This is a genomic window from Pinisolibacter aquiterrae (assembly GCF_019160155.1).
In the GTDB taxonomy this organism is placed as follows: Bacteria; Pseudomonadota; Alphaproteobacteria; order Rhizobiales; family Ancalomicrobiaceae; genus Pinisolibacter; species Pinisolibacter aquiterrae.
In genome coordinates, this window is sequence record NZ_JAFNIH010000030.1 from 21,036 (window position 1) to 43,197 (window position 22,162).

Sequence of the window (22,162 nt, forward strand, 5' to 3'; positions counted from 1 at the left end):
CCGGGAGGCGCGTTCGGCCCGTCGTGTCCGCGTTATTGATGGGGGTGATGCGATCCGTGATGGCGCTGGCGCACCTCTCCGGTCCAACCGCCCATCGGCTGCGTCTCGCCGATGTAGACGATGCGCCCGGCGCCGGAAACGGCCTGCACCGCCGCCGCGATCGCGGCGACGACGGCCGGGTCGAGACCTCGGGCCGCCTCGGGCGCGACCGTCGGCGGCCGCGCCGCCACCGGCGCGGGAACCGCCGCGGCGCCGACGCGACGACCCATCGCCGCCAATCCGGCGACGAGGGCGGCGACGAAGCCGGCGGTGGCCATCGCGATCACGGCCATCAGGCCGTAGGCGAAGAAAGACGTGGCGATCACGTCGCCGAGTCCTTGTGTGGGCATGATGCGGAACGCCCCCTCGCGTTCGTTTCATGGGGCGGTGGCGCGCCTCATGGTCCCCTGCGACTCGCTCGGGATCGTGAGGCGCCACCGTCACGATTTCGCCCCGAGCCTAACCGAGAGGACGCCGGTCACAAGTGGGAACTCTCCCGATGCCGCGCCGCACACCGCCGGCCCGCCGCTCCACGCCGTCGCCGCCGTGCGCGGAACGGCTGTAATTTCAATTGGAAAGCCGAGCGGCGCCGGACGCGTCCACCCGCCTCGGGGCTGTCACGATTGGCGCTACTACGAGGGCGAGCATCGCCGATCGCGGCCTTTTCGGCCGGAGCCCCCGTGGAGAACCCCCATCAGGGCTGACCCCAAGAGAAGCGCATCGGCGACGCGATTATTATTTCACCTCGAACGAACCGCGTCGCGCGGGGCTCGATCCCTCGAGGGAGCCTGCCCCGCGATCGCTTTCCGGGACAGGGGACCACGCCTCGAACGGGGGTTGAGGTCGGCCGGCGCGCGGGGGATGATCGCCGACGAGGAGGCGCGTGATCGATGACACTACCCGTTGAATTTCTGGACGACTTGAAACGGCGCCGCGATGCGGTATTCGCCGGGGGCGGCGCCGACAAGATCGAACAACGACACGCCAAGGGCATGCTGACGGCGCGCGAGCGCCTCGACACGCTGTTCCAGGAGGGGACCTTCCAGGAGATCGGCACCCACGCGCGTCACTCCGCCCGATTCTTCGGGATGGAGGGCAAGGATCTGCCGGCCGACGGCGTCGTCGTCGGCACCGGCTACGTCGGCGGCCGACTGGTGGCCTCCTTCAGCCAGGACTTCACCGTCGCCGCCGGCACGCTCGGCAAGATGCACGCCAAGAAGATCGTCGCCGTGATGGAAGCGGCGGTCAAACTCGGCGCGCCGATCGTCGCCTTCAAGGATTCCGGCGGCGCCCGCATCCAGGAGGGCGTCGACGCGCTCTCCGGCTACGGCAACGTCTTCTATCAGAACGTCCTTCTGTCCGGCGTGGTGCCACAGATCGCGGTGATCTGCGGGCCCTGCGCCGGTGGCGCGGCCTATTCGCCGGCGCTGATGGACTTCGTGATCATGACCCGGAAGAACGCCTACATGTTCATCACCGGGCCCGAGGTCATCAAGGCGGTGACCGGCAAGGCGGTCACGATGGAGGAGGTCGGCGGCGCCGACATGCACGCGGCCGTCTCCGGCAACGTCCATTTCCTCGCCGAGGACGACGCCGACGCCATCCGCATCGTCCAGCGGCTGCTCTCCTTCCTGCCCTCCAACAACACCGAGGATCCGCCGCACCATCCCGGCCCCGCCATCTCGCTCGCCGAGGACGAGGAGATGCGCCACCTGATCCCCGACGACGGCTCCAAGCCGATGGACGTGCGCGCCGTGATCGAACGTCTGGTCGACCCGGGCGAGTTCCTCGAGGTCCATCGCTCCTTCGCGGAGAACCTGATCGTCGGCCTCGGCCGGATCGAGGGCATGGTGGTCGGCATCGTCGCCAATCAGCCGGCGGTGCGCTCGGGCGCGCTCGACATGGACGCCTCCGACAAGGGCGCCCGCTTCATCCGGTTCTGCAACACCTTCAACATCCCGTTGGTGACGCTCGTCGACGTCCCCGGCTTCCTGCCGGGCATCGAGCAGGAACGCGGCGGCATCATCCGTCACGGCGCCAAGCTCCTCTTCGCCTATGCCTCGTCGACCGTGCCGAAGATCACCATGATCCTGCGCAAGGCCTATGGCGGCTCCTATCTCGCCATGTGCAGCCAGGAGATGGGCGCCGACTTCGTCTTCGCCTGGCCGACCGCCGAAATCGCCGTGATGGGCGCCGAGGGCGCGATCAAGATCCTCTACAATCGCGAACTGAAGGCGGCCGAGGATCCCAAGGCCATGGCCGCGGAACTGGCACGCAACTACCGCGCCGAATTCGCCTCGCCCTATCTCTCCGCCGGCGCCGGCTACATCACCGACGTCATCGATCCCGCGATCACCCGCTCGACCATCGCGTTGTCGCTGCGCAAGGCGGTGTCGAAGCGCGAATTCCGTCCGCCGAAGAAGCACGGCAACATTCCGCTGTGAGATCATTCGACCATCTGGAGCCGGGACGATCGCGCCTCGAGTGCGGGTCGTCCCGGTCGACCGACGAGGACCCTCCATGCACAAGCATTTCAAGATCAGCGTCGACGGACGCGCCTATGACGTGATCGTCGAGGAAATCGCCTCCGACGGCACCGCTCCCATGCCGGCCGCTCCGGTGGCCGCCGCCTCGGCGGTGGCCCGGGCCGAGGCCTTCGCCGCGCCCTCCGCGCCGACGCCCCCGATCGCCGCCGGCGCCGGCTCCCAGGTCGCGCCGCTCGGCGGCGTGATCGATTCGATCGCCGTCACGGTCGGCACCGTCGTCGCGGTCGGCGACCTCCTCGCCGTCATCGAGGCGATGAAGATGAAGACCGAGATCCTGGCGCGCGTCTCCGGCACGGTCGCCGCCATCCCCGTCCAGGTCGGTCAGGCGGTCGACGCCGGCGCCGTCCTGGTCGAGATCGCCTGAGGATCCCCCTCGGCATCGACGCCGGCGCGGCGGAAGGCATCCCGCCGGGGTGTCGTCCGGCTTCGGCGCGCCCGCCGGTCGCTCAATAGCCGCGGTCGCGCGGCACCGCTCCGAGCAGGGGCAGCCCCGCGACCAGACGGCGGGCATCCTCGGCGATCGAGCCGACGATGGTCTCGAACCCGGCCTCGGCGGCGTCGTGCGACGTCACCAACACTTTCGGGTGGGTCCAGAACGGATGATCGCTCGGCAGCGGCTCGACCGCGAAGACGTCGAGCGACGCCCCGCCGATCGGTCCGGTCTCCAGCGCCGCGAGCAGCGCCGCCTCGTCGAGATGGGCGCCGCGTCCAACCTGGATCAGCACCGCGCCTTGCGGCATCCGCGCGAACAGGTCGGCGGAGAGAAGCCCGCGCGTCTGCGCCGTCAGCGGCAGCAGATTGACCAGGAAATCGGCCTCGCCGACCACCCGTTCGAGACCCTCCGCGCCGGTCTCGAGCCGAACCCCGTCGATCGCGCCGGAGGTCGTGCGCGCCCAGCCGATCACCCGGAAGCCGAGCGCCAGCAGCGCCTCGGCGCTCGCCCGCCCCATCAGGCCGAAGCCGAGGATGCCGACCGTCACCGTCGAGGGCGCGTGATGGGAGAGCCGCTCCCAACGCCGCGCCGCCTGATGGGCGAGCCGCTCGCGGAACCGGCGATGCCACCACAACACGTTCCACACCACGTGCCCGGCCATGATCTTGGCCTGTTCGGGATCGCGCACCCGCGTCACCGGCACGTCCGGAAGGCTCGAGGCGGCGACGATCCCGTCGATGCCGGCGGCGATCGAGGCGACCATGCCGAGCGCGGGGTAGGGGAGGAAGGCGTCGTCGGCCGGCTCCCAGCAGACGGCGAACCGCACCGCGCCGGGATCCTCGATCCGATCGGGCGCGCGCAGGTCGAGATCGGGCGCGAGCCGGGCGAAGGTCTCGCCGAAGATCGCCTCGAGATCGATCGAACGCGACAGGTAGACGCCGGGAATGCGGGTCATGGAAATCCTCTCGTGACGGGATGACGCCAGTCTGGCGGAAGCGGGACTGGTCGGCAAATGCACGCGGCGCAACGCTCCCTTCTCCCGCGAGGGGAGAAGGGAGCGTTGCGGGAAAGCCGCTGCGCCGTCCTCAGCCGCGCGCCAGCGTGGCGTCGAAATCGAGCACGGCGTTCAGGAGCACCTGGGCTCCGGCGGCGCAGTCGGCCGGGGTCGCGTCCTCGAACTCGTTGTGGCTGACGCCGCCGGCGCAGGGCACGAAGATCATCGTCGTCGGCACCACCTTCGACAGATAGACCGCGTCGTGACCGGCGCCCGAGACCATGCGCCGCTTGGAATAGCCGGCCTTGTCGGCGGCCCGGTCGACACAGTCGACGAGACGCGGATCGAAACGCACGGCGGGCGAGTTCCAGAAGACGCTCTCGGTCCACTCGAGCCCGCGCGGCTCCAGGACCGAGGCGAGCAGGGCGCGGAATTCCGCCTCCATCTGGTCGATCACCGCCTCGTCCGGGTGACGCAGGTCGACGGTGAAGGTCACCTCGCCCGGCACCACGTTGCGCGACTGCGGCTTGACCTCGACCGTGCCGACGCTGGCGACGGCATCGGGCGCATGGGCGGCGGCGATCGCCTCGATCCCGGCGATCACCAGCGAGGCGCCGACCAGCGCGTCCTTGCGGAGCCGCATCGGCGTGGCGCCGGTGTGGGCGTCCTGGCCGGTCACCGTGACGTCGTACCAGCGCATGCCCTGGACCCCGGTCAGGACACCGATCGTCTCGCCCTCGGCCTCGAGGATCGGGCCCTGCTCGATGTGCAGCTCGAAATAGGCGGTGAGCGGATGGGCGCCCGGCGTCTCCTCGCCGAGATAGCCGATGCCGGCCAGCGCGTCCTTGTAGGCGATGCCGTCGCGATCCTTGGTCTCCCAGGCGGTCTCGCGCGTGAAGATCCCGGCGAAGACGCCCGAGGCCAGCATCGCCGGCGAGAAGCGCGCCCCCTCCTCGTTGGCCCAGTCGACCACCTCGATCGGCGCGTTGGTCTCGTAGCCGGCCTGATGGAGCGTGCGCAGTACCTCGAGCGCGCCGAGCACGCCGAGAATACCGTCGAACTTGCCCCCGGTCGGCTGGGTGTCGAGGTGCGAGCCGAGCGCGATCGGGGCGAGCGTCGGGTCGCGGCCCTCGCGCCGGGCGAAGAGATTGCCGACCGCGTCGACGGTGACGGTGCAGCCCATCGCCGTCGCCTGTTCCACGAACCAGTCGCGAACCTGCTTGTCCTCGGCCGAGAGCGTCAGCCGCTTGAGCCCGCCCTTCGGCGTCGCGCCGAACTTCGCGGTGTCCATCAGCGTGCCCCACAGGCGTTCGCCGTCGATCATCAGGTTGGGAATCATGCGTGGCGAGCCTCGTCGAAAGCGCCCAGGAAGGCGACGGCGTTGTCGGAGAGCGAGGGGCCGAGATAGCCCCCCTCCTGAACCAGTACGGTCGGAAGACCGAGGCGGGCGATCCGCCGCGCCCCTTCCGCGAACCCTTCGCCGGTCATGCCGACCAGCGACAGCGGATCGTCCTTCGACATGTCGAGCCCGAGCGAGATCACCAGCGCCTCGGCGCCGAAGCCCCGGATCAGATCGAGCGCCTCGTCGTAGCGGGCGAGGATGTCGTCGACGCTCGCCCCGACCGGCAGCACCAGATTGCGGGTCGCGCCGACTCCGTCGCCGGCCCCGGTCTCGTCGGCATAGCCGGTGAAGAACGGCGTATAGGCGCTCGGATCGGTGTGGATCGAGACGAAGAACACGTCGCCGCGCCGATAGAAGACATCCTCGGTGCCGTTGCCGCCGTGGGTGTCGACGTCGAGGATCGCCACCTTCGAGAAGGTCCCGCGCAGACGCTGCGCGGCGATCGCGGCGTTGTTGAAGAAGCAGAAGCCCATGGTCTGGTCGTGGGTGGCGTGATGTCCGGGCGGCCGACACAGCGCATAGGCATGGCTCTCCGCGCCGGAGGCGACACGGTCGGCGGTGTCGATCGCGGTCTGCGCCGACCAGTAGATCGCCTGCGCCGTGCCGGGCACGATCGGACAGGACGTGTCGGTCGAATACCACCCGAGCCGGCCGAGCACGCTGGCGGGAAGCCGGGTGTCGCGCCGCTGCGGATGGAAGGTCGGCACGATCGGATCCGGACCGAGTTCCGCCCCGAGCGCCTCCCAGGCGCCCATCAGGCAGGCGACGAAATCGGGATCGTGCACCGCACGGATCGGGTCGAGCCCGTGATCGGCGGGATGCGCCCGCTCATGGCCGGCGGCGAGAAGCGCGTCGCGCAGCAGGATCGCCCGTTGCGGCTGCTCGGGATGGCCGATCAGCGCGCCGCGACGGAAATAGAGCTCGGGATCGTGCGCCAGCTGGCGCTCGTCGAAGACGATCTTCATGGGAACCCTCGTGTCGTCAGGGGATCACGCGCCGGCGGCGCGCACCCGTCCGAGCGGTCCGCTCTCGGAGCGCCCGGGAATGGCGGCGATCAGCCGTCGGGTATAGTCGTGCTGCGGATCGCCGAAGACCTGGCCGACCGGCCCCATCTCGACGATCTCGCCGCGCTGCATCACCGCGACCTTGTCGCAGATCGTCGCCGCGACCCGGAGGTCGTGGGTGATGAAGATCAACGCCAGATCGAGCCGGGCCTTGAGGTCGGCGAGAAGCCGCAGCACCTGCGCCTGGATCGACACGTCGAGCGCGGAGACCGCCTCGTCGGCGATGATGATGCGCGGGTCGAGCGCCAACGCCCGGGCGATGCCGATGCGTTGCCTCTGACCGCCGGAGAACTCGTGCGGGAAGCGGTCGACCGCCGAGGCGTCGAGCCCGACCATCGCCAGGAGATCGGCGGCCTTGGCGATCGCCGTCTTGACCGGCACGCCGGCCGCGATCGGCCCCTCCGCGACGATCCGCCCGACCCGCGAACGCGGGTTGAGCGAGCCGTAGGGATCTTGGAACACCATCTGCATCCGCCGCCGCCACTGTCGCATCTGGCCGATCGACTGACCCATGGTTTCGGCGCCCTCGATCTTGATCGAGCCCGCCTCCGGCTCGATCAGCCGGACGAGACAGCGCCCGAGCGAGGACTTGCCCGAGCCGCTTTCGCCGACCACGCCCAGCGTCTCGCCGCGCGCCAGATCGAAGGAGACGGACTTGACTGCATGGACCACGCGCGCCGGCCGCATGAACCCGCCCGAGGTGGTGTAGGTCTTGGTCAGCCCCGCGACCTCGAGCACGATCTCGCGCGCGCGCGGCGTCGCCGGCGGGGCGACCTCGGGATGGCCGGTCGGGATCGCCGCGATCAACGCCTTGGTATAGTCGTGCTGCGGGTCGCCGAGCACGGCCGCCGCCGTCCCTGTCTCCACCACCTTGCCCTGACGCATCACCACGACGCGGTCGGCGATGTCGGCGACGACGCCGAAGTCATGGGTGATGAACATCACGGCGGTGCCGTGTTTCCTCTGCAGCTCCTTGATGAGCTTGAGGATCTGCGCCTGGGTGGTGACGTCGAGCGCGGTCGTCGGTTCGTCGGCGATGAGCAGCACCGGATCGAGCGCCAGCGCCATGGCGATCATCACGCGCTGACGCTGACCGCCGGAGAGCTGGAACGGATAGGCGTGGATGGCGCGTTCCGGTTCGGGAATGCCGACCTCGGTCAGGAGCGCCAGCGCCCGCGCCCGGCGCTCGGCCGGCGTCAGGAGCCCGTGCGCCTCGAACACCTCGGCGATCTGCTCGCCGACCCGCATCAGGGGGTCGAGCGCGGTCATCGGCTCCTGGAAGATCATGCCGATGCGCCGGCCCCGGATCGCCCGCATCCCCGCCTCGTCGAGGTGGAAGAGATCGACCCCGTCGAGTTTGGCGATGCCCTGGGCGACGCGGGTGCCGGGCGGCAAGAGGCCCATCACCGCGTTGGCCGACATCGACTTGCCCGAGCCGCTCTCACCGACGATCGCCAGCGTCTCGCCGGGACGGATCTCGAAGGAGACGCCCTCGACCGCGAACAGGCGGTCGGCGCCGGCCGGAAGCTCCACGGCGAGATTTTCGACGCTCAAGATCGCTTCTTCGCTCATCGTCCGCCTCCTCAGTGGTGATCGCGCGAGGAGCGCGGATCGAGAGCCTCGGCGAGACCTTCGCCGACCAGATTGATCGCGAGCACGGTGATCAGGATCGCCACGCCCGGGAAGAACGACAGCCACCACGCCTGCCGCACCACCGTGCGCGCCGCGCCGATCATGTAGCCCCACGACATCACGGAAGGATCGCCGAGCCCGAGGAAGGAGAGCGAGCTCTCGAGCAGGATGGCCGTCGCCACCATCAGCGAGGCCAGCACCACGATCGGCGAGACCACGTTGGGCAGGATCTGACGGGTGATGATGGTGAAGTTCGACTGTCCCGCCAGAATCGCCGCCTCGACATATTCGCGGCGCCGTTGGGCCAGCACCTCACCGCGCACCAGCCGCGCCACCGGCGGCCAGCCGACGACCCCGATCGCCGCGATCACCGAGGTGAGGCTCGGCTGGAAGATCGCCACCAGCACGATGGCGAGAGCGAAGCTCGGCACCGTCTGGAAGAACTCGGTGAAGCGCATCAGGACGTCGTCGACGATGCCCCCGAAATAGCCGGCGATCGCGCCGATCGGCACGCCGACGGCGAGCGCGACCAGGGTCGAGACGATGCCGATCAGGAGCGACACCTGCGCCCCGTGGGCGAGACCGCTCGCCACGTTGCGGCCGAGCGTGTCGGTGCCGAGCGGCACCAGGGCGTTGGCGAAGGGCGGCAGGAACGGCCGCTGCACCATCTTCCACGGCGACTGCGGGTAGAGATAGGGGGCGGCGATGGCGACCGCCACCACCAGGGCCACCACGATCAGACCGATCATGGCGATCCGTCGACGTCTAAAGCGGGACCAGAAGCCGGTCATCGGGCCACCTCGATGCGCGGATCGACCAGACGGTAGACCCAGTCGGTCAGGATGTTGAAGACGACCACCATGGCGGCGGAGACGAGGAAGACGCCGAGCAGCAGATTGTAGTCGCGCTGCAGGAGCGCCTCGTACATCAGCCGCCCGATGCCGGGCCAGGCGAACACGGTCTCGGTCATCACCGCGCCGCCGACCATCTGCCCGGCCTGGAGACCGGCCAGCGTGACGACCGGAAGCACGGCGTTGCGCAACACGTGGCGGCGCAGGATCACGCCCTCGGTGAGCCCCTTGGCGCGCGCCGTCTTGACGAAGTCCATCCGCGCCGTCTCGATCATCGAGGAGCGCGTCATGCGGACGTAGACGGCGGTGAAGAAGAGGCCGAGCGTCACGGCGGGCAGCACCAGATGGCGCGACACGTCGAGAACCCGCTCGAAGACGTTGTCGGTGTTGCCGACCTCCTCGAAGCCGAAGCCCGGCAACCAGTCGAGCCATACCGAGAACACCAACACCGACATCAACGCCATCCAGAACAAGGGCGTGGCGTAGAAGATCAGCGAGATCGTGGTGATCGCCCGGTCGAGCGGCCGGTCCTTGTTGGCGGCGGCCCAGGCACCGGCGGCGACGCCGATCACCAGCGAGAAGACGAAGGCCGCGCCGGTCAGGATCAGGGTCGCCGGCAGGCGGTCCATCACCAGATCGAGAACCGGCATCTGCTGGCGATAGGAATAGCCGAGGTCGAGCCGGACGACGCCCCAGAGATAGAGCCCGAGCTGGGTCATGAGCGGCTGATCGAGGCCGAACTTGACCCGGAGCTGCTGCAGGAAGATCTCGTCGGTGGCGCCGCTCTCGCCCGCCATCACGGCCGCCGGATCGCCCGGGGCGAAATGGATCAGGAAGAAGTCGAGCACCACGATCGCCAGCACCACCAGGATGCCTTTGACGAGGCGCGAGGAGAGAAACCAGAGCGTCTGCATCGATCGTCCTCGTTCGTGTGCGGCGCCGTGGCGGGAAGAGGGCGCGGGCCCCCTCATCCGCCCTTCGGGCACCTTCTCCCACGAGGGGAGAAGGAAGAGCCTCGCTTCGCTCGGGCGCGAGAGCGCAAATCGATCCGAGCACCGGCCGGAGGCCGGTCTTTCCACCTCCCCTCGCGGGAGAAGGCGCGCCCCTGAGGGGTGGACGAGGGGGCGCCACGCCGTGGCTCCGGCGCCCCGCTCTCTTTCATCAGCCGATCGCGGCGATCACTCGATCCACGCTTCCTTGAACCCGTCGTTCACGCCGATGCCGGTGGTGATCAGGTTCTTGACGTTGCAGTGGGTGATGGTCGGGAACTTCAGGTCGATCAGCCAGGCGTAGACCGCGTCCTCGGAGAGCTTCTTCTGGACGGCGGAATAGGCCTTCTGACGCGCGCTGTCGGGGAAGGCGGTCGCGCCTTCCGCGAAGAGCTTGTCGACTTCCGGGTTCGCGTAGCCGCCGACGTTGTTGAACGGCGAGCCCTTGGCGATGTTGGTCGAGACATAGGCGCGCGACACGCCCAGCGCCGGATCGCCGTACTGGTAGAGATAGGTGGTCGAGATGTCGAAGTCCCAATCGCCCATCTTCTTGTTCCAGCCGGCGACGTCGGTGGCGATCAGTTCGACCTTGATGCCGACGTCCTCGAGGTTCTGCTTGATCGCCTCGGCCCAGCGCTGCCAGGTCTCGCCATAGGGCATGTAGGGGAAGCGGATGACCTCGCCCTTGTAGCCCATCTCCTTGAGCAGAGCCTTGGCCTTGGCCGGATCGTAGTCGTACTTCACGAGAGCGGATTCGTCGCGGAAGGCGGTCGAGTCCGCGAAGGGTCCGGTCGAGACCTTGCCCATGCCGTTCCACAGCGCCTCGTGGGCGAACTTGCGATCGATCGCGTAGGAGACCGCCTTGCGGAAGCGTGCGTCGGCGGTGACGCCCTGACGGTGATTGAACCACAGCCACGCCTGCGGCGCGAAGAACTCCCAACCCTTGTCGGTGATGCAGGCGTTCTTGGTCTTGGCGAGGCGGGCGACGTCGAAGTTCTCGACCGAGCCGCCGGGCAGGATGTCGATCTTGCCGGTCTCGAAGGCGACCGAGCGGGCGGCCGCGTCGGGGATCACGTGCCAATAGATCTCGTCGAGATGGGGCAGGCCCTTCTCGTAATAGTCGGGGTTCTTGACCAGCCGGATGTGCGAGCCCTTGACCCATTCGGCGAACTTGAACGGGCCGGTGCCGATCGGGGTGTTGTTGGCGGGGTTGGTCTTGAAGTCGGTGCCTTCATAGATGTGCTTCGGCACCATCGGCAGCGTGCCGGCCTCGAACATGCGGATGAAGGGACCGAATGTCTCCTTGAGCTTGAACACCACGGTCAGATCGTCCGGGGCGGTAATGGTCTCGACATGAGCGAGCGAGGCGCGGGTGCGCGGGTTGGTCTCGCGCAGGAACTTGTCGGCGGAGAAGACGACGTCGGCCGAGGTGAAGGGCTTGCCGTCGTGCCACTTGACGCCCGGGTGGAGCTTGAACGTGTAGGTCAGGCCGTCCGGCGAGATCTCCCAGGAGGTGGCGAGCTGGGGATGGGGCTTCAGCTCGGTGTCGAAGCGCAGCAGGCTCTCGAAGATGTTGCCGCCGACCATCTGCGCGGGAGCGTTCTGGACGATGCCGGTCATGATCCCCGGCGGTTCCGGCTGGATCACGACGTTGGCGCGCCCGCCTTCCTTGGGGCCGGCGAGAGCCGGGACCGCGACGGACGCGGCCAGGACGAGGGAGGTGGCGAGGGTTCCCAGGAGTTTCGCTTTCATGACGGCCGGTTCCTCCGGATGGGGGTGGTCGAGGAGATGCGAGGGGTCGTTCGTGGTCCCGAGGCGCGGACGCCTCAGTGTTCGAAGTCGGGCGCCACCGCGCGGCCGAGCCGCAGGAAGGCGTCCCACTCGGGGTCGTCGAGACCGCTGTCGGCATGCAGCGCGTCCCAGGTCTCGTATTGGCGAGCCGTGATCTCGGCGATCTCGGCCGAGGGCAGGCGCAGCGCCCGCCCGGTCGAGAGCGCCGCGATCTGCGCCTGACAGGCCCGCTCGAGATTGTGCATCAGCACGAAGGCCTCGCCGACGGTGCGGCCGCAGGTCATCAGGCCGTGATTGCGCAGGATCATCGCCTTGGCGGTGCCGAGATCGGCGACGAGACGCTCGCGCTCGGCGAGATCGAGCGCCATGCCCTCGTAGGCGTGGTAGGCGATGCGCCCGTGGAACTGCAGCGACCACTGGTTCAGCGGCAGGAGCCCCTCCTCGAGACAGGAGACGGCGACGCCGGCGACCGTGTGGGTGTGCAGCACGCAGCCGACGTCGGGGCGCGCGCCGTGCACGGCGGAATGGATGGTGAAGCCGGCGGCGTTGATGCCGTGGCCGAGTGGATCGTCGACCACGGTCCCGTCGAGATCGACGGTCACCAGCTCGGACGCCTTCACCTCAGAGAAGCGCTGGCCGTAGGAATTGAGCAGGAACAGCTCACCCCCCGGCGCCTTGGCCGAGATGTGGGTGTAGATGCTGTCGTCCATCCCGAAATGCGCGATCAGGCGATAGGCCGCCGCCAGATCGGTGCGTTCCTTGGGAAGATTGCCGCCCATCGCGGTGGTGGTGATCGCGTTCATGCCGCTCGCCGTTCCTGGTTGGTCGTGCCCGGCGCCGTGCCGCCTCGGCCGGTCGGGCCGCGCCCCGATCCGAAGGACCGGAATGGGACGCAAGTCTCGTTTGACCGGCTAAGGGTAAACACATAGAATTCGAATTGTCGACAGTCGACACCGTCGAATTTTTGAGCAGTTCGATTTCCGAGCGAGGAGAGGGGCCCATGACCGACGCGAGCGCGGAAACCGCCGAGAAACGCCTCCCGTCCGTCGCCGTCGACGACCTCGTCAACCGCATCGCCGCGCGTCTGACCGAGGCGATCGTCGGCGGGCGTTTCGAGCCGGGCGCCCGTCTCAACGAGGTGCATCTGGCCAGCGAGCTCGGCGTGTCCAGGGCGCCGCTGCGCGAGGCGGCGCGTCTGCTCGAGAATCGCGGGCTGGTGGTTGCCCATCCCCGTCGCGGCTTCTTCGTGCGCGACCTCGACGCCAAGGGCCTCGACGAGATCTACGACCTGCGCATCTGCCTCGAGCGCCACGCCGGCCTCCGGGTGTGCGAGCGTCTGACCCCGGAGATGGCGGCGGCGCTGACGGCGCAGGCCGCCCGCATCGCCGCCTTCGTCCACGATCCCGGCCGTCAGGTGGAGGAGGATTTCGCCTTCCACCGGATGATTCAGGTCTTCGCCGACAATCAGCGGGCCTTGCGCGTCTACGACGAGCTGACCCACGAGATGCGCTTCGGCATCGCCGTGATCGGCCATCTCTATGCCGATCCGGCGGTGATCGCCCGCACCCACGATCCCGTGTTGGAGGCGCTGCTCGCGCGCGACGGCGCGCGCTGGCTGGCGGCGATCGACGTCCACGTCGGCGTGGCGCGCGACAACGTCGTCAGGCTCCTGGCCGCGCGCGAGGCGGGCGGCGAGGGCTGAGACGAGGCGCGTCGCCGGCCGGTTCATCGCGCCCGCCCTTTCCCCGTCGCCTCGAACGCGCAGGCCGCGGCGAGAACCCGGGCATCGGCGCCGCGCGCGCCGATGATCTGGAGCGAGGTCGGCAGCCCCGCGGCGGTCGGATCGGACGGGACCACCGCCGCCGGCTGCTGACCGAGGTTGATCGGGAAGGAGAAGCCGGCCCACAGGTGCCAGCGCGCCAGCCCGCTGCCCTCCGGCACCTCGAGCCCGGCGCCGAACGGCAGCACCGCCGCGCCGGGGGAGACGACGAAGTCGTAACGGTCGAGAAGGCGGTCCATGTCGGCGCCGAACCCGGCCCGCGCCACCTGCGCCGAGACCAGATCGACCGCGCTCATCGCCGCGCCCGCCGCCGCCACCTCGAGGAGACCGGGATCGATCTCGCCGCGCAGCGCCTCGGGAACCTGCGTCAGCCGATTGGCCGCGCCGGCGAACCAGTGCTTCTCGAAGATGTCGACGATCCGGTCCGCCATCGGCAGCTCGATCGGCTCGAGGATCGCGCCGAGCGCCTCGAGCCGCGCCAGCGCCGCCTGGAAGGCGATCGCCACCTCCGGATCGACCGTGCCGCAGGGCGGGGTCGCCCACACGCCGACCCGCGCGCCGGAGAAGATCGTCTCGGTGGCGACGTCGTCGAGCCCGTCGAGCGCGCCCACGCCCTGAGACCAGTCGGCGAGGTCGCGACCCGACATCGCCCGGAGCATCGGCGCGAGATCGGCCGCGTGGCGCGCCATCGGCCCGAGATGGGCGACGGTGCCGAAGGAGGAGGCGGGATAGGCAGGCACCCGGCCGAAGGTCGACTTCAGCCCGGCGATGCCGCAGAAGGCCGCCGGCACGCGGATCGATCCACCGCCGTCGGTGCCGAGATGCAGCACGCCGGCGCCGGTCGCCGCCGCCACCGCCGCGCCGCCGGAGGAGCCGCCCGAGGTGAGGGCCGGGTTCCAGGGATTGCGGGTGATGCCGTGGGCGCGGCTGTCGGTCACCGCCTTCCAGCCGAATTCCGGCGAGGTGGTGAGGCCGATGAAGACGGCGCCGGCGGCCCGCATCCGGGCGACGGCGGGCGCGTCCTCGCCGTAGGGCGTGGCCGAGGTGGTGCGGCTGCCGTAGCGCACCGACCAGCCCTTCACCCAGACGATGTCCTTGAGCGTCGTGGGGATGCCGTCGATCGGCGACAGCGGCCGTCCGGCCCGCCAGCGCGCCTCCGAGGCGGCGGCGGCGGCGAGCGCGCCGTCGCGGTCGATCGAGACGAAGGCGTCGAGCGCCGGGTCGATCGCCTCGGCCCGATCGAGCGCCGCGCGGGTCACTTCGACCGGCGATCGCTCGCCCGTGGCGAAGGCGCGGCCCAGCGCCGCCACCTGCGGGCCTTCATCGGGAGGAACGAACGATTGCGTCGACGTCATGCCAAGCCCCCTGCTCGAAAAAGCGGCGACCTATGTCGCTGCCCTATCCGGAGGCAATCATGAGGGGCTCGCGGGAAATCACAAAATGTATTATTTTGACGGCATTCAGCTATTTGATGGATGAATCAATGTCGCTCACGGTCCGCCAGGTCCGCTACGTCGTCGAGGTCGCCCGCCTCGGTTCGGTCCAGGCCGCGAGCCGGGATCTCGGGATCTCCCAGTCGTCGATCCTGGCGGCGATCGACATCGCCGAGGCCGACATCGGCGCGGAAATGTTCATCCGCCGCCCCTCCAAGGGGATGCAGACGACGCCGGCCGGCGAGCGCTTCGTCGCGGCCGCGCGCGCGCTGGTCGCCGCCGAGACCGAGTTCGTGCGGGAGATCGGCGCGCTCGCCGACGGCCCGCCGCGCACCATCCGCATCGGCTGTTTCGAGCCCTTCGGCCCGCTCTTCCTGCCCGAGGTCCTGAAGCGGCTGACCGCCCGCACGGGACCGATCGACATCAATCTGCTCGAGGCGGATCAACATCAGTTGCGCGAGTGGCTCGACACCGGCCATGTCGACGCCGTCGTCACCTACGAGATGGGCCCGCCCTTTTCCGGCGAGGTGACCCGGATCTGCCGGATGCCGGCCCATGTGCTGCTCAGGGTCGACGATCCCCTGGCCGCCCTCGACGCGGTGCCTCTGGCGGCGATCGCCGATCGGCCGATGATTCTCCTCGATCTCCCGCAGACCGGCGCCTATCTCTCCACCATCTTCGACATGTCCGGCCTCGGCCGGCGCATCGGTTTCCGCACCCGGTCCTACGAGACGGTGCGCGCGGCGGTCGCCGCCGGTTTCGGCATCGCGGTTCTCAACATGCGGCCGATCTCGCCGGTGATGGGCGACGCGCCCCATCTGGTGCGCCGCCCCATCGCCGACCCGCTGCCGCCGCCGGCCCTGATCGTCGTCGACCCCTACGGCGCCCGCAAACCGCGCTTCCTCTCCGATTTCATCGGGGAGATGAAGGGCTTCTTCCGCGACCTCGGCCCCTCCCGCTTCGCCGTCGCGACGCCCGAGACCGAGGCGAAGCTGTTCGACATCTGAACGGGAGGAGGGCCGGGCGGACCGGCCTCAGCGCTCGCCCTCCCACAGCTTCTGCGTCTCGAGGAACGCCTCGTCGAGCCGGCGGCCCGGCCGATAGGCGTCGAGGCTCGCCGCGCGCGGCGTGTCGGTGGCGCCGCGCGGGCAGGGTTCGGCGGCGCCGATCACCTGCGCGACCGGGATCACCGCGGCCCAGACCGGATGCCCGAGATCCTCCTCGTCGTCGGCGACGCCCTTGGCGCGGGTCTTCATCGCCGCCTCCTCGATGGTCATGGCGATCACCGAGGTCGCCTTCATTTCCTGCGCCGAGATCGGCCGCAGCATCGCCGCGCGGTCGGGATAGTAGCGGTCGATCAGCGCCTCGAGCGCCGCCGCCTTCTCCGCCGGATCCTCGACCAGCGCGGCCGTGCCGAAACACATCGCCGAGCGGTAATTGGCCGAGTGGTTGAAGCCCGTGCGCGCCAGCACCAGCCCGTCGAGATGCGACACGGTCAGGCACACCGGAACCCCGTGCGCCAGCGCCCGCAGCATCCGGCTCGCCGAGGAGCCGTGCCAATAGAGCCGGTCGCCGTCGCGCCAGTGGATCGTCGGGGTGCAATAGGGCTGGCCGTCGATGACATAGGCGACATGGCACAGCATCGCCGAATCGAGCACCGACCAGACCGAGGCGCGGTCGTATTTCGCGCGCTCGTGCAGACGCTTGACGCGGTTTCTCGAGCCGATGGGATAGGACGTTTCGGCGGCGGGGGCGGAGATCGGATCGGTCATGGCTTGCCTTTCGGGTGGCGATGGCCCACCGATAGCGCGACAGCATTGGCTCGAAGAAGATCCAATTCCATGACCAATGAACGAACCAATCTGCCCGACTGGTCCACCCTGATGCCGCTCCTGCCCGACCAGGGGCCGCGCCGCTGCGCGCTCTACGAGGCGCTGCGCCGGCTGATCGAGACGCGCACGCTGGCGCCGGGGGCCAAACTCCCGACCACCCGCGAATTGAGCACCCGCTTCGGCCTGTCGCGCGGCGCGGCGGTGGCGGCCTACGAGATGCTGATCGCCGACGGCTTCGCCGAGGCGCGGATCGGCGCCGGCACCTTCGTGGCGAGCGCCGTCCCCCATCTCGCCGAAATCGCGCCGCCGCGCGCGCGTCGGCCCGAGCCGGCGCCGGTGCTGCCCGGCGCCCTCGGCGTGGCGAGCCCCGACGCGCGCACCACCGTGATCTTTCGCCGGCTCATGTCGACCCGGCTCGCCCGCCCGACGCCGCGTGCCTACCATTACGGCGATCCGCGCGGCGCCCGCGTCCTGCGCGAGGAGATCGCCGCCTATTTGCGCGCCGCGCGCGGCGTGCGCTGCGATGCCGAGACCGTGGTCGTCACCACCGGCACCCAACAGGGGCTCGACCTCGTCGTCCGCGCCGCCTTGTCGCCGGGCGATCCCGTCTGGATCGAGGATCCCTGCTATCCGATGGCGCTCGCCGCCCTGCGCGGCGCGGGCCTGCGCGTCACCGGCGTCCCGGTCGATGCCGAGGGGCTCGATCCGGCCCTCGGCGAGACGCTCGCGCCCGGCGCCCGCGCGGTCTACGTCACGCCCTCGCATCAGTTTCCGATGGGCGTCGCCATGACCATGCGCCGCCGTCTGGCGCTGATCGAGTGGGCGCGACGGACCGGCGCCTGGATCGTCGAGGACGATTACGACAGCGAATTCCGCTATGCCGGCGCGCCGCTCACCGCCCTCCAGGGCATCGACGACGCCGAGCGCGTCGTCTATCTCGGCACCTTCTCCAAGGCGCTCCATCCGGGCCTCAGGATCGCCTATGCGGTGCTGCCGGAGGCCCTGCTCGGCCCGGTCCTCGCCTTGCGCGAGCGCACCGATCGCTTTCCCTCGACGCTCGCCGACGAGGCGCTCGCCGATCTTCTGCGCGAGGGCCATTTCGCCGCCCATGTCCGCCGTGCCCGCCGCCGTGCCGAGGTCGCCCGCGACGCCCTGGTCGAGGGGCTCGCCGCCGGCGGGTTGGCGGTGGCGGCCCCCGAACAGGGCCTGCATCTGATCGCGAACCTGCCCGAGGGCGTCGAGGACGCCGTCTGCCTGCCGCGTCTCCACGCCGCCGGGCTCGGGGCGCGGGCGCTCTCGTCGATGGCGGTCGGCGCGACGCGTCGCAACGGTCTGGTGATCGGCTTTTCCGGCTTTCCGCCCGATGTGCTGCGCGCGGCGGTGGCGCGCGCCGGCCCGCTGGTCGGCGCCGCGTCGCCGGGCTGAACCGCCTCACCCGAGCGCGGGGATCCGTCCGGCGAGATCCTCGGCGAAGCGCGCGACCGCCGTCTCCGGCATCAGGGCGCCGGGATGGCGCACCACCTCGGCCGCGACCCCATGGGCGAAGCGGCAGGCCTCGAGCGCCGGGAGGCCGCAGAGCCGCGCCGCGAGATACGCCCCGCCGAAGGCATCGCCGGCGCCGGTGGTGTCGCGCGCGTCGGCGACCGGCACCGACGCCACCTCGACCGCCGCGCCGTCCGACCACAGCATCGCCGCCGCCGCGCCGTTCTTGACGACGATCTCGCCGACGCCGAGCGCGGCGATCCGCGCCACCGTCTCGGCCGGCGTCGCGTCGCCCCAGAGCGCGGTCTCGTCGTCGAAACTCGGCAGCGCCACGTCGGCGAGGCGGAACGCCGCCGCCATCGCCGCCCGCAACGGCTCGACGTCGCGCCACAGCCGCCGGCGCACGTTCGGATCGAAGGAGACGATCGCCCCTCGTGCCCGCGCCTCTTCCAGCGCGGCGAAGAGACGGCGCCGCCCCGGCTCCTCGATCACCGCGAGTGTGATGCCGGAGACGTGGATCAGCGCCGCCCCGTCGAGCGCGGCGGCGAGGCGGACGGGATCGTCGGCGAGCCGTTTGGCGGCGGAATGGTCGCGCCAATAGCTGAACCGCCGCTCGGCGCCGTCGAGGTCGATCACGTAGAGCCCGACGGTGCGCTCGGGGTCGCGAAAGATCCGGGTGGTCGCGATGCCGGCGTCCTCGAGGAAGTCGACCATCGCCTGCGAGGCCGGATCGGTGCCGACGCCGGTCAGATAGCCGACCGTGTGCCGGGCGCCGAGCAGGCGGCGCAGATACCAGACCGTGTTGAACGTGTCGCCGGCGATGCCGCGCCGATAGAGCCCGCCCTCGACCGGGGCGAATTCCACCATCGCCTCGCCGACGCCGATCAGATCTCCGTCACGTCGCGCCAGGGTCACAGCACCGCTCCCACGTGCCAGGGGACGAATTCGTCGTCACCATAGCCGAAAGCCTCGCTCATGGTCTGCCGGCCCGAGGCGACCTCGAGGATCAGCTCGAAGATCTCCTCGCCGACCGCGTCGACCGAGACCCCGGCCGAGACGATCCGTCCGGCGTCGACGTCGATGTCCTCGGCCATCCGCGCCGCGAGATCGGAATTCGAGGCGACCTTGATCGAGGGCGTCGGCCGGCAGCCGAAACACGAGCCGCGTCCGGTGGTGAAGACCACCAGATTGGCCCCGCCCGCCACCTGTCCGGTCGCCGAGACCGGGTCGTAGCCGGGCGTGTCCATGAATACGAGGCCGTGCGCGGCGACCGGCGCGGCATAGTCGACCACGTCGACGAGCCGGCTCCGGCCGCCCTTGGCGACCGCCCCGAGCGACTTCTCGAGGATGGTGGTGAGCCCGCCGCGCTTGTTGCCGGGGGAGGGGTTGTTGTCGAGCGAGGCGCCGGTCGCTGCGACGTAACGCTCCCACCACGCGAGCCGCGCCGCGAGCTTGGCCGCGACCTCCGGCGTCGCGCGGGCGGTCAGGAGATGTTCCGCCCCCCAGATCTCCGGCGTCTCCGAGAGGATCGCCGTGCCCCCGGCCGCGACCAGCCGGTCCATGGCGGCGCCCAGCGCCGGATTGGCGGTCAGGCCGGAAAACCCGTCGGACCCGCCGCATTGCAGCCCGACCTTGAGCTCGGAGGCGTCGATCGGCACGCGCGTCGCCTTCGAGGCCTCCGCCGCGATGCCCTCGAGCAGCTCCAGCGCCCGCGTCACCGCCGCGCGCGAACCGCCGACGTCCTGGATGTTGAACGCGGTCACCGGCGCCTCGCGCCCCGCCGCCGCGTAGAGGACGATCTGGTTGACCTCGCAACCGAGCCCGATCAACAGGCTGCCGCCGAAATTCGGATGGCGCAGATAGCCGGCCAGCGTCCGCCGCAGGATCGCCGGACCGTCGCCCGCCGCCGTCGAGCCGCAGCCCTGGCCATGGACGATCGGCACGAACCCGTCGATGCCGGGAAAGCGCGGCAGGAGATCACGATTGGCGATCTCCGCGATCTTGCGGCAGACGGTGGTCGAGCAGTTCACGCTGGCGACCACGCCGACGTAGTTGCGGGTGCCGGCGCGACCGTCGGCGCGGGCGTAGCCCTGGAACGTGGCGCGGCGCGGCGCGACGGCGGGCGCGGGGGAGGGCGTCGCCGCCCGTCGTTCGTCCCCCGCGCCGAAGCCGAGCTCCTCCACGTGGACGTGCTCGCCCGGCGCGACGTCGCGCAGCGCCTCGCCGATCACCTGTCCGTATTTCACGACGGCCTGCCCGCGCGCGATCGGCCGGATCGCAACCTTGTGGCCGGCCGGGATCGCGGCGGCGGCGACGACGCCCTCGGCGATCGCCTCGCCGGGCACGAGCGCGCGCGTCGCCACCGCCACGTCGTCGTCGGGAGAGAGGATCACCACGGCGGCCGTCGTCATCGGCGTGCCTCCGCCACCATCGCCTCGACCGTCGCCTTGGCGCCGCGCCGCAAGAGCCGGTCGAGCGCCGATTCCACCGCCCCGGTGAAGCGCGGATCGCCCGGCAGATCGGCGCCGAAGACCTCGCCGACCGTCAGCAGCGCCGGCGCCAGCCGCTCCGCCACCGGCCCGGCCGCATCCGCCAGCGCCCGGAGCCGCGCCGCCATCGGATCGCGCACGTCGATCGGACGGCCCTGCTCGTCGATGCCGGTGACCCAGCGCATCCAGGCGGCGACACCGAGCGCCAGCCGGTCGATCGGCGCTCCCGCCGCGAGCCGGTCGCGGATCGTGCCGAGCAGGCGCTGCGGCAGCTTCTGCGATCCGTCCATGGCGATCTGCCACGTCCGGTGCCGGAGCGCCGGGTTGCGGAACCGGGCGATCAGCGAGGCGCAATAGGCGGGAACGTCGAAACCGGCGAGATCCGGCAGCGTCGGCGCGCTCTCGTGCGTCATCAGATCGGCGACGAGCCGGGCGAGCGCCGGTTCGGCCATGGCCTCGGCCACCGTCTCGTGACCCATGAAATGGCCGAGATAGGAGAGCGTCGAATGCGAGCCGTTGAGGAGGCGGAGCTTCATCAGCTCATAGGGCGCGACGTCGGCGACGAACTGCGCCCCGACCGTGTCCCAGGCCGGGCGCCCGAGCGAGAAGTCGTCCTCGATCACCCATTGCATGAAGGGCTCGGTGGCGATCGGCCAGGCGTCCTCGAGCCCGATCGCCGCCGAGATCGCGGCGCGATCGGCGTCGGTCGTCGCCGGCACGATCCGGTCGACCATGGTGGAGGGAAACCGCACCTCGCCCGCCACCCAGGCGCCGAAATCCGGATCGATCAACTCCGCGAACCGGGTGACGAGCCCCCGCAGGGTGCGGCCGTTGGCGGGGAGATTGTCGCAGGCGAGCACGGTGAAGGGGGCGAGGCGAGCGTCGCGGCGCCGCTTCAGCCCGGCGGCGATGGTGCCGATGGTCGAGCGCGGCCGTTCGAGATGGACGAGGTCGTGGCGGATGTCGGGATCGTCCTCGTTGAGCCGGCCCGTCGCCGGATCGTGGCTGTAGCCCTTCTCGGTGACGGTGGTCGAGACGATCCGGACCTCCGGCTGGGCGAGGCGGATCGAGAGCCCGGTCGGATCCTCGTGCGCCACCATCATCCCGGTCGAGGCGCCGACCACCCGGTGACGGGCGCCGTCCGCGTCGACGGTCGCGACGGTCCAGAGCCCGTCCTGGGGGGAGAGCGCGTCGCGGGTCTCGCCGGAGCGCAAGGACACCCCGAGGATGCCCCAACGCGGGTCCTCGCCGAGGATCCGGTCGGTGTAGACCGCCTGATGCGCCCGGTGAAAGGCGCCGATGCCGAGATGGACGATCCCGGTCGTCACCGCCTCGCGGTCGTAGGTCGGGCGCTCGACCTCGGCCGGCAGGCGATCGAGAGTGGCTTCGCAGAGGCGGTCCATGG

Annotated in this window: 19 protein-coding genes; 5 read left to right on the top strand and 14 right to left on the bottom strand. The window is 70.3% G+C overall.

Features of this window, described 5'->3' with window-relative positions; genetic code table 11:
- Positions 1-32: 32 nt before the first annotated feature.
- Entirely contained in the window at positions 33-389 is a 357-nt protein-coding gene (locus J3S89_RS12070) for a hypothetical protein (RefSeq protein WP_217927803.1), read from the bottom strand.
- A 540-nt stretch (positions 390-929) separates the two neighbouring features.
- Here J3S89_RS12070 and J3S89_RS12075 point away from each other — a divergent pair.
- Entirely contained in the window at positions 930-2,483 is a 1,554-nt protein-coding gene (locus J3S89_RS12075) for an acyl-CoA carboxylase subunit beta (protein WP_217927804.1), read from the top strand.
- A gap of 76 nt (positions 2,484-2,559) precedes the next feature.
- Positions 2,560-2,949 (top strand): biotin/lipoyl-containing protein, encoded by a 390-nt coding sequence (locus J3S89_RS12080; protein ID WP_217927805.1) that lies wholly within the window; start codon positions 2,560-2,562, stop codon positions 2,947-2,949.
- 82 nt (positions 2,950-3,031) lie between these two features.
- Here J3S89_RS12080 and J3S89_RS12085 read toward each other — a convergent pair whose 3' ends face one another.
- The 8 genes from J3S89_RS12085 to J3S89_RS12120 form a co-directional block, all read right to left on the bottom strand.
- Positions 3,032-3,973 (bottom strand): 2-hydroxyacid dehydrogenase, encoded by a 942-nt coding sequence (locus tag J3S89_RS12085; protein ID WP_217927806.1) that lies wholly within the window; start codon positions 3,971-3,973, stop codon positions 3,032-3,034.
- Positions 3,974-4,103: 130 nt separating this feature from the next.
- Complete coding sequence (locus J3S89_RS12090) at positions 4,104-5,351, bottom strand: Zn-dependent hydrolase (RefSeq protein WP_217927807.1); 1,248 nt, start codon at positions 5,349-5,351, stop codon at positions 4,104-4,106.
- Positions 5,348-6,379, bottom strand: a complete 1,032-nt coding sequence (locus tag J3S89_RS12095) for a histone deacetylase family protein (RefSeq protein WP_217927808.1) — start codon at positions 6,377-6,379, stop codon at positions 5,348-5,350. The genes J3S89_RS12090 and J3S89_RS12095 overlap by 4 nt, the downstream gene beginning before the upstream one ends.
- A 24-nt stretch (positions 6,380-6,403) precedes the next feature.
- Positions 6,404-8,050, bottom strand: a complete 1,647-nt coding sequence (locus tag J3S89_RS12100; RefSeq protein WP_217927809.1) for an ABC transporter ATP-binding protein — start codon at positions 8,048-8,050, stop codon at positions 6,404-6,406.
- A gap of 11 nt (positions 8,051-8,061) precedes the next feature.
- Complete coding sequence (locus tag J3S89_RS12105) at positions 8,062-8,901, bottom strand: ABC transporter permease (RefSeq protein ID WP_217927810.1); 840 nt, start codon at positions 8,899-8,901, stop codon at positions 8,062-8,064.
- A complete protein-coding gene (locus tag J3S89_RS12110; RefSeq protein ID WP_217927811.1) occupies positions 8,898-9,875 on the bottom strand; it encodes an ABC transporter permease in 978 nt (325 codons plus the stop codon). The genes J3S89_RS12105 and J3S89_RS12110 overlap by 4 nt, the downstream gene beginning before the upstream one ends.
- Positions 9,876-10,139: 264 nt before the next feature.
- Positions 10,140-11,702 (bottom strand): ABC transporter substrate-binding protein, encoded by a 1,563-nt coding sequence (locus J3S89_RS12115; protein ID WP_217927812.1) that lies wholly within the window; start codon positions 11,700-11,702, stop codon positions 10,140-10,142.
- Between the two features lie 74 nt (positions 11,703-11,776).
- Positions 11,777-12,544: a class II aldolase/adducin family protein gene (locus J3S89_RS12120; protein WP_230488950.1), complete on the bottom strand. Its 768-nt coding sequence runs from the start codon at positions 12,542-12,544 to the stop codon at positions 11,777-11,779.
- 197 nt (positions 12,545-12,741) lie between these two features.
- Here J3S89_RS12120 and J3S89_RS12125 point away from each other — a divergent pair, with 197 nt between their 5' ends.
- Positions 12,742-13,443 carry a GntR family transcriptional regulator gene (locus J3S89_RS12125; protein ID WP_217927813.1) on the top strand — a complete coding sequence of 234 codons (702 nt, stop codon included), beginning with the start codon at positions 12,742-12,744 and terminating at the stop codon, positions 13,441-13,443.
- A 23-nt stretch (positions 13,444-13,466) separates the two neighbouring features.
- On the opposite strand, the gene J3S89_RS12130 is transcribed toward J3S89_RS12125, so the two are convergent.
- The gene (locus J3S89_RS12130) at positions 13,467-14,876 is read right to left on the bottom strand and encodes an amidase (protein ID WP_217927814.1); all 1,410 of its coding nucleotides are present in this window, start codon (positions 14,874-14,876) and stop codon (positions 13,467-13,469) included.
- A 128-nt stretch (positions 14,877-15,004) separates the two neighbouring features.
- Here J3S89_RS12130 and J3S89_RS12135 point away from each other — a divergent pair, with 128 nt between their 5' ends.
- A complete protein-coding gene (locus J3S89_RS12135; RefSeq protein ID WP_217927815.1) occupies positions 15,005-15,961 on the top strand; it encodes a LysR family transcriptional regulator in 957 nt (318 codons plus the stop codon).
- 27 nt (positions 15,962-15,988) lie between these two features.
- Here the strand turns inward: J3S89_RS12135 and J3S89_RS12140 are convergent, their stop codons facing one another.
- Positions 15,989-16,726 (bottom strand): pyridoxamine 5'-phosphate oxidase family protein, encoded by a 738-nt coding sequence (locus J3S89_RS12140; protein ID WP_217927816.1) that lies wholly within the window; start codon positions 16,724-16,726, stop codon positions 15,989-15,991.
- Positions 16,727-16,795: 69 nt separating this feature from the next.
- Here J3S89_RS12140 and pdxR point away from each other — a divergent pair, with 69 nt between their 5' ends.
- Complete coding sequence (gene pdxR, locus J3S89_RS12145; RefSeq protein ID WP_217927817.1) at positions 16,796-18,211, top strand: MocR-like pyridoxine biosynthesis transcription factor PdxR; 1,416 nt, start codon at positions 16,796-16,798, stop codon at positions 18,209-18,211.
- A gap of 6 nt (positions 18,212-18,217) precedes the next feature.
- Here pdxR and J3S89_RS12150 read toward each other — a convergent pair whose 3' ends face one another.
- The 3 genes from J3S89_RS12150 to J3S89_RS12160 are packed head-to-tail and all read right to left on the bottom strand — an operon-like array spanning position 18,218 to position 22,160.
- Positions 18,218-19,183: a sugar kinase gene (locus J3S89_RS12150; protein ID WP_230488951.1), complete on the bottom strand. Its 966-nt coding sequence runs from the start codon at positions 19,181-19,183 to the stop codon at positions 18,218-18,220.
- Positions 19,180-20,679: a UxaA family hydrolase gene (locus J3S89_RS12155; protein ID WP_217927818.1), complete on the bottom strand. Its 1,500-nt coding sequence runs from the start codon at positions 20,677-20,679 to the stop codon at positions 19,180-19,182. The genes J3S89_RS12150 and J3S89_RS12155 overlap by 4 nt, the downstream gene beginning before the upstream one ends.
- Positions 20,676-22,160: a mannitol dehydrogenase family protein gene (locus tag J3S89_RS12160; protein ID WP_217927819.1), complete on the bottom strand. Its 1,485-nt coding sequence runs from the start codon at positions 22,158-22,160 to the stop codon at positions 20,676-20,678. The genes J3S89_RS12155 and J3S89_RS12160 overlap by 4 nt, the downstream gene beginning before the upstream one ends.
- Positions 22,161-22,162 lie beyond the last annotated feature (2 nt).

What these genes read in the sequence shown, in the direction of transcription:
- J3S89_RS12070 (WP_217927803.1), bottom strand. Translation starts at nt 389, where the DNA reads ATGCCCACACAAGGACTCGGCGACGTGATCGCCACGTCTTTCTTCGCC.
- J3S89_RS12075 (WP_217927804.1), top strand. Translation starts at nt 930, where the DNA reads ATGACACTACCCGTTGAATTTCTGGACGACTTGAAACGGCGCCGCGAT.
- J3S89_RS12080 (WP_217927805.1), top strand. Translation starts at nt 2,560, where the DNA reads ATGCACAAGCATTTCAAGATCAGCGTCGACGGACGCGCCTATGACGTG.
- J3S89_RS12085 (WP_217927806.1), bottom strand. Translation starts at nt 3,973, where the DNA reads ATGACCCGCATTCCCGGCGTCTACCTGTCGCGTTCGATCGATCTCGAG.
- J3S89_RS12090 (WP_217927807.1), bottom strand. Translation starts at nt 5,351, where the DNA reads ATGATTCCCAACCTGATGATCGACGGCGAACGCCTGTGGGGCACGCTG.
- J3S89_RS12095 (WP_217927808.1), bottom strand. Translation starts at nt 6,379, where the DNA reads ATGAAGATCGTCTTCGACGAGCGCCAGCTGGCGCACGATCCCGAGCTC.
- J3S89_RS12100 (WP_217927809.1), bottom strand. Translation starts at nt 8,050, where the DNA reads ATGAGCGAAGAAGCGATCTTGAGCGTCGAAAATCTCGCCGTGGAGCTT.
- J3S89_RS12105 (WP_217927810.1), bottom strand. Translation starts at nt 8,901, where the DNA reads ATGACCGGCTTCTGGTCCCGCTTTAGACGTCGACGGATCGCCATGATC.
- J3S89_RS12110 (WP_217927811.1), bottom strand. Translation starts at nt 9,875, where the DNA reads ATGCAGACGCTCTGGTTTCTCTCCTCGCGCCTCGTCAAAGGCATCCTG.
- J3S89_RS12115 (WP_217927812.1), bottom strand. Translation starts at nt 11,702, where the DNA reads ATGAAAGCGAAACTCCTGGGAACCCTCGCCACCTCCCTCGTCCTGGCC.
- J3S89_RS12120 (WP_230488950.1), bottom strand. Translation starts at nt 12,544, where the DNA reads ATGAACGCGATCACCACCACCGCGATGGGCGGCAATCTTCCCAAGGAA.
- J3S89_RS12125 (WP_217927813.1), top strand. Translation starts at nt 12,742, where the DNA reads ATGACCGACGCGAGCGCGGAAACCGCCGAGAAACGCCTCCCGTCCGTC.
- J3S89_RS12130 (WP_217927814.1), bottom strand. Translation starts at nt 14,876, where the DNA reads ATGACGTCGACGCAATCGTTCGTTCCTCCCGATGAAGGCCCGCAGGTG.
- J3S89_RS12135 (WP_217927815.1), top strand. Translation starts at nt 15,005, where the DNA reads ATGTCGCTCACGGTCCGCCAGGTCCGCTACGTCGTCGAGGTCGCCCGC.
- J3S89_RS12140 (WP_217927816.1), bottom strand. Translation starts at nt 16,726, where the DNA reads ATGACCGATCCGATCTCCGCCCCCGCCGCCGAAACGTCCTATCCCATC.
- pdxR (WP_217927817.1), top strand. Translation starts at nt 16,796, where the DNA reads ATGACCAATGAACGAACCAATCTGCCCGACTGGTCCACCCTGATGCCG.
- J3S89_RS12155 (WP_217927818.1), bottom strand. Translation starts at nt 20,679, where the DNA reads ATGACGACGGCCGCCGTGGTGATCCTCTCTCCCGACGACGACGTGGCG.
- J3S89_RS12160 (WP_217927819.1), bottom strand. Translation starts at nt 22,160, where the DNA reads ATGGACCGCCTCTGCGAAGCCACTCTCGATCGCCTGCCGGCCGAGGTC.